Source organism: Streptomyces sp. NPDC028308, assembly GCF_055565855.1.
Window position 1 is genome coordinate 287,209 of sequence record NZ_JBVHTO010000013.1, and the last position, 12,433, is coordinate 299,641.

The 12,433-nt window shown below is 71.6% G+C and carries 14 protein-coding genes; 2 read left to right on the forward strand and 12 right to left on the reverse strand.

From position 1 onward, the window contains the following. Nucleotides 1-202 precede the first annotated feature (202 nt). Together ACZ4VA_RS30130 and ACZ4VA_RS30135 are read right to left on the reverse strand one after the other, a co-directional pair. Nucleotides 203-1,528, reverse strand: a complete 1,326-nt coding sequence (locus ACZ4VA_RS30130; protein WP_356171114.1) for a PhoH family protein — start codon at nt 1,526-1,528, stop codon at nt 203-205. Nucleotides 1,529-1,825: 297 nt separating this feature from the next. Further along, nucleotides 1,826-2,599 (reverse strand): isoprenyl transferase, encoded by a 774-nt coding sequence (locus ACZ4VA_RS30135; protein WP_389390539.1) that lies wholly within the window; start codon nt 2,597-2,599, stop codon nt 1,826-1,828. A 599-nt stretch (nt 2,600-3,198) separates the two neighbouring features. Here ACZ4VA_RS30135 and ACZ4VA_RS30140 point away from each other — a divergent pair. Beyond that, nucleotides 3,199-3,552: a DUF192 domain-containing protein gene (locus ACZ4VA_RS30140; protein ID WP_356171110.1), complete on the forward strand. Its 354-nt coding sequence runs from the start codon at nt 3,199-3,201 to the stop codon at nt 3,550-3,552. A gap of 223 nt (nt 3,553-3,775) precedes the next feature. Here the strand turns inward: ACZ4VA_RS30140 and ACZ4VA_RS30145 are convergent, their stop codons facing one another. Next, nucleotides 3,776-4,546, reverse strand: a complete 771-nt coding sequence (locus tag ACZ4VA_RS30145) for a class I SAM-dependent methyltransferase (protein WP_356238193.1) — start codon at nt 4,544-4,546, stop codon at nt 3,776-3,778. A gap of 131 nt (nt 4,547-4,677) precedes the next feature. On the opposite strand from ACZ4VA_RS30145, the gene ACZ4VA_RS30150 reads away from it, so the two are divergent. Beyond that, a complete protein-coding gene (locus ACZ4VA_RS30150; RefSeq protein WP_355784534.1) occupies nt 4,678-5,190 on the forward strand; it encodes a DinB family protein in 513 nt (170 codons plus the stop codon). A 49-nt stretch (nt 5,191-5,239) separates the two neighbouring features. Here the strand turns inward: ACZ4VA_RS30150 and ACZ4VA_RS30155 are convergent, their stop codons facing one another. The 9 genes from ACZ4VA_RS30155 to ACZ4VA_RS30195 all read right to left on the reverse strand — a co-directional run bounded on the left by ACZ4VA_RS30155 (nt 5,240) and on the right by ACZ4VA_RS30195 (nt 12,407). After that, on the reverse strand, nt 5,240-6,112 hold the full coding sequence (locus ACZ4VA_RS30155) for an LLM class flavin-dependent oxidoreductase (protein WP_355784537.1): 873 nt from the start codon (nt 6,110-6,112) through the stop codon (nt 5,240-5,242). A 121-nt stretch (nt 6,113-6,233) separates the two neighbouring features. Then, complete coding sequence (locus ACZ4VA_RS30160) at nt 6,234-6,878, reverse strand: OmpA family protein (protein ID WP_355784540.1); 645 nt, start codon at nt 6,876-6,878, stop codon at nt 6,234-6,236. 3 nt (nt 6,879-6,881) lie between these two features. Beyond that, nucleotides 6,882-7,481, reverse strand: a complete 600-nt coding sequence (locus tag ACZ4VA_RS30165; RefSeq protein ID WP_468083175.1) for a hypothetical protein — start codon at nt 7,479-7,481, stop codon at nt 6,882-6,884. 15 nt (nt 7,482-7,496) lie between these two features. Further along, on the reverse strand, nt 7,497-8,105 hold the full coding sequence (locus tag ACZ4VA_RS30170) for a pilus assembly protein TadG-related protein (protein ID WP_468083249.1): 609 nt from the start codon (nt 8,103-8,105) through the stop codon (nt 7,497-7,499). Beyond that, nucleotides 8,102-8,302, reverse strand: a complete 201-nt coding sequence (locus ACZ4VA_RS30175; RefSeq protein WP_468083251.1) for a hypothetical protein — start codon at nt 8,300-8,302, stop codon at nt 8,102-8,104. Before ACZ4VA_RS30175 ends, ACZ4VA_RS30170 begins: the two co-directional genes overlap by 4 nt. A gap of 102 nt (nt 8,303-8,404) precedes the next feature. Next, nucleotides 8,405-9,136 (reverse strand): response regulator, encoded by a 732-nt coding sequence (locus ACZ4VA_RS30180; protein WP_468083177.1) that lies wholly within the window; start codon nt 9,134-9,136, stop codon nt 8,405-8,407. After that, on the reverse strand, nt 9,129-10,562 hold the full coding sequence (locus tag ACZ4VA_RS30185; RefSeq protein ID WP_468083179.1) for a sensor histidine kinase: 1,434 nt from the start codon (nt 10,560-10,562) through the stop codon (nt 9,129-9,131). The genes ACZ4VA_RS30180 and ACZ4VA_RS30185 overlap by 8 nt, the downstream gene beginning before the upstream one ends. Further along, nucleotides 10,562-11,452, reverse strand: coding sequence for a DUF5936 domain-containing protein (locus ACZ4VA_RS30190; protein WP_355785711.1), 891 nt, complete (start codon nt 11,450-11,452; stop codon nt 10,562-10,564). Before ACZ4VA_RS30190 ends, ACZ4VA_RS30185 begins: the two co-directional genes overlap by 1 nt. A gap of 13 nt (nt 11,453-11,465) precedes the next feature. After that, complete coding sequence (locus ACZ4VA_RS30195; RefSeq protein ID WP_355785709.1) at nt 11,466-12,407, reverse strand: type II secretion system F family protein; 942 nt, start codon at nt 12,405-12,407, stop codon at nt 11,466-11,468. Between the last annotated feature and the right edge of the window lie 26 nt (nt 12,408-12,433).

Here is a 12,433-nt window from a genome sequence, read left to right on the forward strand (position 1 = left end):
CTGACAGGAGTGAGACTCTGCCGTACCCCGATGCCGCAAGGCAATTCTCTCTTGCGTGTGAAAGCTCACACCTCGTTTGCCCCACGAGTTTCCCGGAAACGTGCACGCGCCAAGACGCCGCCCGGCTAGGCTCTTGGCCTTTGCCGGACGGCGCCAACTGACATGCTCTCGCCCCGGGTTGGGTGCCATGGGGCACCAGACCCTAGATGTGTCCGTCCTCCAGCATTTCGGTCACAAGGGCCGCAATCTGGGACCTCTCGGACCGGTTCAGGGTGACGTGCGCGAAGAGCGGATGGCCCTTCAGTTTCTCGACGACGGCGACCACTCCGTCGTACCGGCCGACCCGCAGATTGTCCCGCTGTGCCACGTCATGGGTCAGTACGACCCGCGAGTTGGCGCCGATACGGGACAGAACGGTCAGCAGCACGTTCCGTTCCAGCGACTGTGCCTCGTCCACGATCACGAAGGCGTCGTGGAGGGAGCGGCCGCGGATGTGCGTGAGCGGCAGCACCTCCAGCATCCCGCGTGCGGTGACCTCCTCGATGACCTCGCGGCTGGTGACCGCGGAGAGCGTGTCGAAGACCGCCTGCGCCCAGGGGCTCATCTTCTCGGACTCGGAGCCGGGCAGATAGCCGAGCTCCTGCCCGCCGACCGCGTACAGCGGCCGGAAGACCATGACCTTCTGGTGCTGGCGCCGCTCCAGTACGGCCTCCAGACCGGCGCAGAGCGCGAGCGCGGACTTGCCGGTGCCGGCCCGGCCGCCCATCGACACGATCCCGATGTCCGGATCGAGCAGGAGGTCGAGAGCGATGCGCTGCTCGGCGCTCCTCCCCTTGATCCCGAAGGCCTCGCGATCGCCGCGGACGAGCCGGACGTTGCCCTCGGGCGTGACGCGCCCGAGTGCCTTGCCGCGCTCGGACTGGATCGTCAGGCCCGTGTGCACCGGCAGCTCGGCCGCCTCGGGTACGTAGGCGTGCCCCTCCTCGAAGAGGACGTCCACCTGCTCGCCCGGGAGCGTCAGCTCGGCCATCCCGGTCCAGCCGGACGAGCCCGTGATGGCGAGCTCCGCCCGGTACTCCTCGGCCAGGAGCCCGACCGAGGACGCCTTGATCCTCAGCGGCAGGTCCTTCGACACGACGGTGACGTCGTAGCCCTCGGCCTGGAGGTTGCGAGCGACCGCGAGGATGCGGGAGTCGTTGTCCCCCAGGCGGTAGCCGCTGGGCAGGATGCTGGGGTCCGAGTGGTTGAGCTCGACACGTACGGTCCCGCCGAGATCCCCGACCGGGATCGGGGCGTCGAGCCGGCCGTGCCGGACCCGGAACTCGTCGAGCAGCCGCAGGGCCTGCCGGGCGAAGTAGCCGAGCTCGGGATGGTGCCGCTTGGCCTCCAGTTCCGTGACCACGACGATCGGCAGCACGACTTCGTGCTCGTCGAAGCGGTTCATCGCGTGCGGATCGGCCAGCAGGACGCTGGTGTCGAGAACGTAGGTGCGCCGGTCTGGCTTGTGGCGCTTTGCGCTGGTCACCACGGAAGGACGTACCCCCTCGGATGAGGTCGGGGAGCGACGAAGGAGATCTGGACCGGTCTCGGCCACGCTGCGCGGGCCGGGAACCGGCCCTCCGCTTCGTCCGTGCTGACCACACGGTCGGGCTGGTGCAAAGGGCCTCCCGGGCGGACGGCCCCGTGCCGCCCGCTGAGATCCGACACCCGTGGTTCGGGCGTCGACCTGGAAGCTTTATGCCCTGTAACGAGCGCCGCCATGCCAAAGGGCATGACGGCGCGTTCGTTAACTCCTGGTGACGTACGTCCCTGGCGTGCTCCCGGGTCAGCCGCCGTAACGGCGATGTCGCGCCGCGTAGTCGCGCAGGGCGCGCAGGAAATCGACCTTGCGGAAGGCCGGCCAGAAGACCTCACAGAAGTAGTACTCCGAGTGGGCCGTCTGCCACAGCATGAACCCGGACAGGCGCTGCTCGCCGCTGGTGCGGATCACCAGGTCCGGATCGGGCTGGTCACCCGTGTAGAGGTGCTTGCCGATGAGGTCGACGTCGACGGAGTCGGCGAGGTCGGTGAGGGCGGTGCCCTGGTCGGCGGCCTCCAGGAGCATGGAGCGCACGGCGTCCGCGATCTCCTGGCGTCCGCCGTAGCCGATGGCGACGTTGACCACTATCCCGTCGACGTGCGCCGTGGTCTCCTCGGCCTCCTTGAGGACCGTCTGCATCTGCGAGGGCAGGATGTCGGGCGTACCCACGTGGTGGACGCGCCAGCGGCCGTCGGCGGCCAGGGTGCGGACGACGCCCTCGATGATCTCCAGGAGCGGGACCAGCTCCTCCTTCGGACGGTCGAAGTTGTCCGTGGAGAGCAGCCAGAGGGTGACGACCTCGACGTCGGTCTCGGAGCACCAGCCGAGGAACTCCTCGATCTTGTCGGCTCCGGCGCGGTGGCCGTGGGCGGCGGTGCTGCCCGCGGCCTTCGCCCACCGGCGGTTGCCGTCCATGATGACGCCGATGTGCTTGGGCACCTGGTCGTGGTCGAGGTGGCCTTCCACCCTGCGTGTGTAGAACCTGACCAGCAGACGGCGCAGGTTGTCGCGCAAGGTCACGTGTTGTCAGCCCCTCCGTGCGGATCAGACAGGCGCGAGCGGGCGCAATCCCTGTCCATATGGCGGTCCCCGGAGGCGAAGCCTACCCCCGTGCAACTGGGGCCCGGCCCATGGGTGTCAGCGCCCGGCCACGGGAGGCGGGCCCCGGGCACGCCCGGTCCGGTGGCGCAAGTCGCCCGATGCGGGCAGGGGGTGGGGGCCGGGGCGTCCGGTGTACGGAGGGGGCCGGGGGGCGTCGCGGTCCCCGGGGGCGGGGCCGCCGCGCGAGGGCACAAAAAACGGGCCGGTCCGTGGGGGGGAGACGGACCGGCCCGAGGGGGGGTTTCCACCATAACCCTTCGTAAGTGATGCTGCGTGCATCGGCGTGCCACAACTACTCTCCGGAGTCGCCCAGCAACGCGGCGATAATCGCGGAACCCCTCATTCAGGGGCCGTGCATGGCCGGATCACAGCGGATTCCAAGGTAATGGAGGGGAATCCATGGAGGTTTCGGAGGTCCGAGGGCACCTGTGAGGCACCTGGTGCCCGGAGGGCGCCGTACTCCGGGTGGGTGACGCGCGTGGCGACGTCCGCTTGACGCCGCCGCTACCTTCACGGCCATGGCGACCTTCACGACCCCTCTCACGCCCGCACCCGTACCCCTGGAGCGCGCGGAGTCGGCGCGGGCGAGACGGCGGGGGCTGCTCGGCCGGGACGGGATCGCGGGGGCGCTGCTGCTGAGCCCGGCGAACTCGGTGCACACCGTGGGGATGCGGTTCGCGATCGACGTCGCCTATCTGGACCGGACGTTGCGCGTGATCGCGGTGCGGACGATGCGTCCGGGCCGGGTGGGGCTGCCGCGCCCACGGGCCCGGCACGTCCTGGAGGCCGAGGCCGGGGCGATGGAGCGCTGGGGCGTACGTCGCGGGGTACGGGTCGCCGTCCAGGAGGATCGGTCCGGGGCGCCCGGCTGAGGCCGGAAAACGGGGTCGGCACCGCGCAGCCCCCTCCACCGCGCGGTGCCACGCGCGCAGCTTTGCTCACGCGAATTACCTTGGTCCGAACTTACGTGAGACGAGCAACCGGGCGCGAGCAGCCCCGGATAACGATGTGGAAAACCTGTGAGGGAATCCGGGATGTGGACGGGCGTCTCGCACAACGGGCGTCCGGGCCACGGTCCCGCTACCCCCGGGGCTCTCAGCGCTCCGGCATGCGCGCCTCGATGAGGTAGCGGGTGCTGTGCGCGACGAAGGGGCCGTTGCCCACGATCTCTTCGTGCAGGGCCAGCAGCCGGTCCCGGTACCGGTCGACCGTGAACCCGGGGACCATCCAGATCACCTTGCGCAGGAAGTGGACCACGGCCCCGATGTCGAGGAACTCGATGCGCAGCCGGGCCGTGCGCAGGTCCACGACCTCAAGTCCGGCTGCCTCGGCGGCGGCGCGGGCGCGGTCGGGATGCCGGGCCTCCCTGGTCTCCCGCGGCTGCCGTCCCACGAAGTACTCGACGAGCTCGAAGACGCTGGCGGGGCCGACCTGTTGGGAGAAGTACGTGCCGCCGGGACGCAGTACGCGCGCGATCTCCGCCCAGTGCGTCGATACGGGATGGCGGCTGGTGACCAGGTCGAAAGCGGCGTCCGCGAAGGGCAGCGGCGCGTCCTCCGGCGAGGCGACGACGACGGCGCCGCGCGGGTGCAGGAGTGCGGTCGCCTTCGCGACGTTCGGCGGCCAGCCCTCGGTTGCGACCGTGAGGCGGGGCAACCGGGGCGCGGAGGCGAGGACTTCGCCGCCGCCGGTCTGCAGGTCGAGTGCGGACGCGGCGCGCGCGAGGCGCCGGCCCATGGCCCGCGCGTACCCCCAGGGCGGGCGCTCCTCGGTGGCCCGGCCCTCGAACCAGGAGAAGTCCCAGCCTTCGACGGGGGCGGCGTCCGCCTCGGCGACGAGCTCTTCGAAGGAACGGTCCGTGGTCATGCGCCGATCCTGCCAAGCGGGGGCCGCGTCGGCGACCGGGTTTTCGCGGCGACGGCGGAGACCGCGAGGCGGCGGGGACGGTGGGGCGGCGGGGGCCGTCGACTGTCGGTGCCCGCTGCTACGTTCCGGGAATGACGACCGAATCGGGTGCCGTACCGGTGCCGTACACCGCCGGCGAGAAGGACATCCTGCGCGCGAGCCTCGACCGGCACCGGGACGCGGTCCTGTGGAAGCTGGCCGGACTGGACGACGAGCAGGTGCGGCGGGTGATGACGCCCTCGGGCACCAGCCTGCTCGGTCTGGTGAAGCACCTGGCGTCCGTGGAGTACGGCTGGTTCTGCCGGACCTTCGGGCGGGAGGTCGAGCCGCTGTGGTTCGACCCGTACACCGACGAGGACATGAGCGCGGCGCCCGGCGAGACGACGGAGCGGATCACCGACTTCTACGGCCGGGCCCGCGCCGCCGCCGACCGCACGATCGCGGAGCTGTCGCCGGACGACGTGGGCACGTCGTGGAACGGCACGACCGTCTCCCTGCGCTGGGTCCTGGTCCACATGGTCGAGGAGACGGCACGGCACGCGGGCCACATGGACATCCTGCGCGAACTCATCGACGGCGGCACGGGAGACCACCCGCCCGCCTGACCGGACCCGCGCGGGCCTCGCGCACTCCGGAGCCCCGGGGAGGCGACTCTCAGGAGACCAGGGGCCGTACCTCGGTCGCGGCGAAGCGCAGGAAGCCCTCGGGGTCGGGCTCGTCGGCGGTGGGCTGGAGGACGACGGTGTCGGCGCCGGCGTCCGCGAGGCGCCGCACGGCCTCGGCCACGGCGGACGCGTCCCCGGCGACGCCGTGCTCCGGGACGGTGTCCTCGCCGTTCGCCTCGATCTCGGCCCGCAGCCGGGCGGCGGCGCCCGGACCGGTCGCCGTGTGCAAATTGACGACGATCCGGTGCGGGTCGGTCCGGCCGGCCGCCGCGCGGCCCTCGTCGATCAACAGTCGCGCCCGCCGGACGCCGTCCGGGGCGGTGGCGGCGGTCAGGACGGTGCCGTCGGCGGCCTCGCCGGACAGGCGCAGGGACCGGGGTCCGGTGACACCGGCCAGTACGGGCACCCCGGGCGCGGGCGGCCAGTCGAGGGCGACACCGTCCAGCTTGACGTAGCGGCCGTCGGTCGTGACCCGCTCCCCGCCGAGCAGTGCGCGCAGGGCGGCCAGGTACTCGCGGAGCAGCGTCACCGGGGACTCGGCTCGCGCCCCGACCTGGCCCATCCAGTCCTGCACCCCGTGCCCGACGGCCAGTACGGCCCGCCCGGGGAAGAGGCGGTGCAGGGTGGCGGCCTCCATCGCGGTGAGGGCGACGTTGCGCAGCGGTACGGGCAGCAGGCCCACGCCGACCCGCAGCCGCTCGGTCCAGGCGAGTGCCGCCGCCGCGGTGGAGATGCCCCCTTCTAGGAAGCAGTCCTCCCAGAGCCACAGCTCGTCGAGCCCGGCGTCGTCCGCCAGACGGGCCAGGGCGCGGAGGCGCTCGGGAGGAAGCTGGGGACGGAAGACGGCGCCGAGGACGGTCATGACCGTCTTCCTACCGGCCGTCCCCCGGAGCGGCAACCGCTTTACAGGAGCGCCGAGTTGTCGCCCCGCGGTGTACCCGGTGCCGCGTCCGGCGCCCGGGCCGCCGGGCCGCGTACAGGGGTCAGCTCTGCTTGCCCGACTCCGTGGACCCGCTCCTCGGGAACGACACCTCCACCCGGCGGTTCTTGCGCCGCCCCTGCTCGGAGGTGTTGTCGGCGATCGGATAGTCCTCGCTGTACCCGCGCACCTCGAACGTGACGTCGCCTCCGAGGTCGCCCGCCAGTTCGTCGTGGACCACCTCGGCGCGCTTCTTGGAGAGGGTCAGGCCGTGCGCGTACGAGCCGAGGTTGTCGGTGAAGCCGAACACCCGCACGTTCGTGGCGTTCTGCGCCTTGATCTCGTCCGCGATCGCCTGGATACGGGAGCGGGCCTCGGGGTTCAGCTTCGAGCTGTCCTTGGGGAACAGCACCTCCGCCTGGAGCGCGAACGTCACGTTCTCGTTCGTGTCCTCCCGGCGCTCCTCACCTCCGAGGTCCTCCACGACCGACTTGATGTCCAGGACCTTGGCGGGGGCGAGGGTGGCGCCGTCCCCCAGCTTCAGGCCCGGGCTGTTGGCGTCCACCTCGGGAGGCGGGGACGTCGTCACACTGCCCGGCGGCGCACTCGGATCCTCGTCGTCCGCGTGAGCCGGCCCGGGAAGCCCGAGGGTGACCAGCACGACCAGGGCCGTGAACGTCGTCGCGGTGGTGCGGTTGGGGAGCGGCATGGGTCACTCGCCCTCGGAGAGTTCGACGGTGGCGGGAGGCATGGCACCGACCTGGAAGCTGACCTTGGTGGTCCCGTCGGGCGGGGCGGGGAATTGGGCGTACCAGTCGGCGGTCGCGCCTTCACGAACGCCGCCCGTGAACTTCGTGCACAGGCAGCGGCCCGAGGTGTCCCGGAGGATGAGGTACTTCTTCTTGCCCTTCTGGTCGACCAGGCTGGCCCCGGCGATGGAACCGCCGTTCTTGACCAACTCGCGCTCGTCCCCGCGCCAGTTGGCCGCGACCCAGAGAGTCCCCGTGTTGTTCGTGACCGTTCCCTCGACGGTGACGAAGCCTCCGTCGTCACGCTTTGCCGCGGTGACGGCGAGCACCAGACCGTTCTCACCCTTGACCTCAGCGAGTGCCGGGGAGGACTCCGGCGATTCCGACTCCGGCTTGTCACCCCCGCTGCTGCTGCGCGCGGAGGTGGGCGAGGACGCCGTCTCCTTGTCGGACTTCCCGTCGTCATCACCCCCGCCGCAACCGGCCACCGTGAGGAGCAGCCCAGTCGTGATCGCCACCGCGCTCAGCGCCCTGCGGCCCTTCATGGTGTGCCGGAGATCCATCGGTAAGGCTTCCTCTCACTCGGCCAGATGCACAGAGAACATCACGGACGCGTCGGGAAGGTCGTCCGGATCGAAATCTTCGGGGTCGATGTTCACGTTCTCGCCATCGCAGTCCAGTTCCACGGGCTTCTCGGGATCCGCTTCGGGGTCGAAGTCGCAACGGGGCTCGATGACGGCTGTCGCATCGGCCTTGGCCTGCATGCTCTCCGTTCCGGGGATGATCGAGTCGCCGACCGTGTAGTTGGTCTCGATCTCGGCCTCGTACCCCGGGTACCCGTTCACCACGGTGGGCTGGACGCCCAGAAGGGCCGAGTCGTTCTCGGCGGCCAGTTGTTGGGCCGCGGCGGTGGCTCCCGCACCGGGCGGAGGGTTGTCACCGAGCCAGTTCAGCCAGTCGCCGCCCTCACCGATGGCCAACAGCAGCTCGTCGATCATCTCGTCCCTGGCATCCTGCGCCGCCGCCAACGCCGCAGCGTCCGCCGCGGATTGTGCTCCATTGCGGGCGGACGCTGCCTGGGCGAACGCGAAGAAGGCGAATGCGGCAAAGAGCAGAATTCCCGTAAGCCAGATGTAGACGGGAAGGGTCTGCCCGCGGTCGTTCGTCAGGAGGCGGGGTGCGGTCAGCCGCCGATGACGTTGTTGACCGCGGTCATGATGGCTCCGGAGATCGCACCGTCCAGACCCAACCCGTCGATCATGGTGAAGATCCCCGCGATGATGATCATCAACCCCGCGTACTCCACGAACCCCGCGCCCGCGTCCCGGTGTTCGTCCCGCGTTCGGGAGATCACGGTCCGCTTCCAGTCGTCGAACCTGCTCATCGTCACTGCCCTCCCACCCGACGCCACTTCCGACCCGAGCACCGTACGTGAGAACACGCCTACTCCGGGTGGGCCCAGGGGCCCAACTTCGCGTCGACGCGGTCACCGGCTCCACCCCCCGGGGGCGGTGCCCAGCCAGTGGGCGATCGCTTCGCTGCGCGAAGAACTGTGCAGCTTCGCGAAGATCCGGTTGATGTGGTTCTTCACGGTCTTCTCGCTGATGAAGCAGGCGGCGGCGATCTGCTGGTTGTTCATGCCGGACGCGATGAGATCCATGACCTCCACCTCCCGTGAACTCAGGCCGTGTCGGGGCCGGTCGGGGCCGCGGCGGAACGGTCCGGCCGGAGCCGCGGTCCGCACCTCCGACGAATGTGCCACAACCGGTTGCATCTGCGAAGAGCTTTCGTCCGGTTCGTAGGAAACACCGAGCGATTCCGTGACGGTGGCCCGTCCGTGCCTCATGTCGCGTACGGCGGTGATCAGTTCGGCCGCGGTGAACTCCCCGTGGACGAGGTAGCCGACCGCGCCCCGGCGCAGCGCCTCGGCCACGACCTCGGGTTCCCTGCTGTACGTCAGCATCATCACCGGGGCCAGGCGGGCCAGCCGGGGCAGTGCGGTGAGGCCGTCGGTGCCCGGCATGCGGACGTCGAGCAGGACCACGTCCGGGCCGTGCAGGCTCGCGGCGGTCACGGCTTCCCGGCCGTCCGCGGCCTGCGCGACGACGTCGATGTCCGGATGCGCGCCCAGCAGGGCGGTCAGTCCGGCGCGTACGACCGGGTTGTCGTCGGCCACGAGCACACGCAGGGGCCGTCCGGAGAGTGCCTGGTCAGGCATGGGCTGCCTCCTCTCGGGGGATGGGGCGGGCCGGCGCGGGGAGCGGGCAGGTGAGGGCGATCTCGGTGCCGCCGTGGGCGGGGACGGACAGGTGCAGGCGCCCGCCGAGCGAGGCGGCCCGCTCCACCATGCCGAGCAGGCCGAAGTGGCCGGATTCCGTCAGTTCGTCGAGGACGGCGGTGGGGGGCAGACCGACTCCGTCGTCCCGGACGGACAGCCGCAGGACCCCGGCGGAGGTGTCGGCGTCGAGGCAGAGGACGACACGGCCGGCGCGTGCGTGCCGGTGGGCGTTCTCCAGCGCCTCCGAGACGATCGCCAGGAGGTGCTGTGCCGTCGCGCGCGGCAGTACGGGCACGGCGCCGGTGCGGCGCAGCTCCGCCGTGATGGCCGTACGGGCCTCGAAGTCGGCGACGCGCCGGTCGAGTTCGGCGGCGAGGTCGCGGCGTGCCGTGCTCAGGTCCGTGTGGCGGCGCAGGTCCGACAGGAGTTCGCGGGACTCCGTCGCGGCCCGGCGTGCGGCGCCCGCCACCAGGGTCGCCTGGCGCTCCAGGGTGGCGGGGTCGCAGGAGTCGGCGGACGCGGCCAGCGCCTCCGCCGCGAGGGCGAGGCCGTGCAGGGTCTTGGCGACCGAGTCGTGCATCTCCCGTGCCAGGCGCGCCCGTTCGGACTCCACGGCCTCCGCCACCGCGAGGCGTGAGGTCGCCTCGGACAGCGCCTGGCTCGCCGTGCCGAAGCGGAACATGAGGTTGCGCAGGGTGACGCCGATGATGCCGGCGCCGACGCAGAATCCGGCGACGAGCAGGGTGCTGGCGCCGGTGCCGGGCCGGTGCTCCCAGGCCCGGAACACCGTGAGCAGGACGACCAGTTGGAGCCCGGTGAAGATGCCGGAGCCGCGCCAGCCGTACAGCAGGCCCGCGAGGAGCGGGGTGCAGACGGTCGCGTAGGCGAGCGGCGAGGCCGGGGACGCGGTGAGGAGCAGGACCGCGCCGAAGACGAGGTCGACGGCCAGCAGGCTCGGGTGGGCCAGGAGCCGGGGGCCGAACCGGTCCCAGTCGCGGAGCATGGCGTACGAGCCCATGACGCCCAGTACGGCGGCGGCGAGGACGGTGTACCGGGCGGGGCCGTCCGTGGCGTTGGCCATGGCGAAGGGCGCCCCGATGGCCACGGCGGCGAGGCGTACGGCGAACGCCTGGCGGCACAGGGCCTGCAGGGCGCTCAGCTGGAGGCGGACGCTGCCGGGGGCGGGGGCGTCGTCGGCCAGGTACCCGGCGCCGGTGCCCCGCGTCCAGCCCGCCCCCTGTGTCCTGGCCGTGGGCTCGCCGGGGCTGGTGTCCGCGTCGGGGTCGGCGGGACGGCGCCGCACCCGGTCGTACCACCCGCCGGGGTGTGCCCGCCCGGGGCCGCGTCCGAGCCGGAGGCTTCTCATCAGCGGCCCAGGATCGAGCCGAAGTTCGTGCCGGACCCGAGGAACATCCCGGTCGCGATGAGGATCATCGTCGCGGGGAGCATGAAGACGAGGGTCACCATCGTCGCCTTGGGGATGGTCTTCGCGGCGCGGCGGCGGGCGTTCTGCGCGTCGGTCCTGCGCATGTCGGTGGCGAGCTGGATGAGGGTCTCGGCGATCGGGGAGCCGAGTTCCTCGCCCTGCTGGAGCGCGGAGACGAACTGGGCGACGGACTCGGAGGAGTTGCGGCGGCGCAGCTCGTCGAAGGCCTGGCGGCGGCTGACGCCCATGTCCATCTGGCGCAACGTGATGCGCAGTTCGTCGGCCCAGGGGCCCTCGTACTTCTCGGCGACCCGGTCCAGGGCCTGCCGGAAGCCGAGGCCGGCCGAGACCACGACGGCCAGTACGTCGAGGAAGTCGGGCAGGGTGCGGTCGATGACGTCCTTGCGCTCCCGGATGGCCTGCCAGATCAGCGCGTCGGCGGCCAGCAGCCCGAAGGCCAGGGTCGCCACGGCGAAGAGGGTCCGCCCGTTGGAGAGGAAGACCAGGCCGAGTACGAGGCCGAAGGCGCCGTAGACCGCGCGGCGGGCCGCGTAGCGGTTGAGGGTGAGGCCGCCGGGGTTGCCCGCCATGTCGATGCGCCGGCGTTTGGCGTCGACGCGGCGGGGGCCCATCAGGCGCAGGACGACGGGCGCGAAGCGCATGCCGAGGCGGTCGACGGCCGAGTCCGCCTTGGAGACCCGGGTCGCGCCGACCTCCAGGGCGAGGACGAGGTCGCTGGGGAGCTTGGCGTCGGCGCGGATCATGCGGACGCCGAGGAGGACGCCCGCGACGGCCGCGCCCATCGCGACGGCGAGCAGCAGGGCTTGCAATGGAATCTCCCCCTCACACTTCGATCTTGCCGAGGCGGCGGATGACGAAGAAGCCGACGGTGTAGAGGCCGAGCGAGACCAGGACGAGGGCCTGGCCGAGCGGGGAGCCGGTGACGCGGGCCAGGGCGCCCTCGTTCGAGGAGTTGATCAGGAGCAGTGAGCCGAGGCCGAGCAGCGGGACCGTGAAGGCGGTGGCGTTGACCTCGGAGAGCATGGTGCGGACCTCGCGGCGGGTCTCCTTGCGGTCCTCCAGCGTCTGGGTGAGGTTGCGCAGCGAGCTGACGACCGAGCCGCCCGCCTTGTTGGCGAGGACGAGGGTGGTGACGAGGACGACGAGTTCGCGGGAGGGGAGGCGTTCGGCGAGCTCGCCGAGCGCGTCGTCGATGGACCTGCCCAGGGTCAGATGGTCGGCGACCCGGGCCAGCTCCTCGCCCGCCGGTGCCTCCAGTTCCTCGGCGGCCATCGCGAGCGCGGTGCGCAGGGCGAGCCCGGCGGCGGTGGCGTTGGCCAGCAGCCGTGCCACGTCGGGGAGTTGGTTGATGAACGCCTCGATGCGTTTCTGGCGCTGCCAGTTGAGGAAGATGGCCGCGCTCCAGACGCCGACGAGTCCGGCGATCGGGCCGAAGAACGGGGCCAGGGTCGCGGCGGCGATCAGCCACAGAGCGACGACGACGGCGGTGACGTAGGTGAAGAACTCGCCGGCGGTCAGGTCGAGTCCGGTCGCCGACAGCCGCAGGTGGATGGTGCGGCCGAGCCGGGTGCGGCGCAGCCTGCGGTCGACGGCGGCGAAGCGGCGGACGCGGCCGGCCGCCGTACGGACGGGTCCGCCGCCGGAGAGGCGGTCCACGAGGGCCTGGCGCTGGGCGCGGCCGGTGGCGTAGGCGTGCACGCCCGCGACGGCGAGGGTGCCGCACAGGACGGTGGCGCCGAGGGCCAGCAGGGCCGGGTTGTTCATTCCTGCCTCCCGTGCGGGGTGGGGGC

Excerpts from the sequence above, each read along its gene's own strand:
- ACZ4VA_RS30140 (WP_356171110.1), top strand. The coding sequence starts at position 3,199 with ATGGCGACCTTCACGACCCCTCTCACGCCCGCACCCGTACCCCTGGAG.
- ACZ4VA_RS30145 (WP_356238193.1), bottom strand. The coding sequence starts at position 4,546 with ATGACCACGGACCGTTCCTTCGAAGAGCTCGTCGCCGAGGCGGACGCC.
- ACZ4VA_RS30150 (WP_355784534.1), top strand. The coding sequence starts at position 4,678 with ATGACGACCGAATCGGGTGCCGTACCGGTGCCGTACACCGCCGGCGAG.
- ACZ4VA_RS30155 (WP_355784537.1), bottom strand. The coding sequence starts at position 6,112 with ATGACCGTCCTCGGCGCCGTCTTCCGTCCCCAGCTTCCTCCCGAGCGC.
- ACZ4VA_RS30160 (WP_355784540.1), bottom strand. The coding sequence starts at position 6,878 with ATGCCGCTCCCCAACCGCACCACCGCGACGACGTTCACGGCCCTGGTC.
- ACZ4VA_RS30165 (WP_468083175.1), bottom strand. The coding sequence starts at position 7,481 with ATGGATCTCCGGCACACCATGAAGGGCCGCAGGGCGCTGAGCGCGGTG.
- ACZ4VA_RS30175 (WP_468083251.1), bottom strand. The coding sequence starts at position 8,302 with ATGAGCAGGTTCGACGACTGGAAGCGGACCGTGATCTCCCGAACGCGG.
- ACZ4VA_RS30180 (WP_468083177.1), bottom strand. The coding sequence starts at position 9,136 with ATGCCTGACCAGGCACTCTCCGGACGGCCCCTGCGTGTGCTCGTGGCC.
- ACZ4VA_RS30185 (WP_468083179.1), bottom strand. The coding sequence starts at position 10,562 with ATGAGAAGCCTCCGGCTCGGACGCGGCCCCGGGCGGGCACACCCCGGC.
- ACZ4VA_RS30195 (WP_355785709.1), bottom strand. The coding sequence starts at position 12,407 with ATGAACAACCCGGCCCTGCTGGCCCTCGGCGCCACCGTCCTGTGCGGC.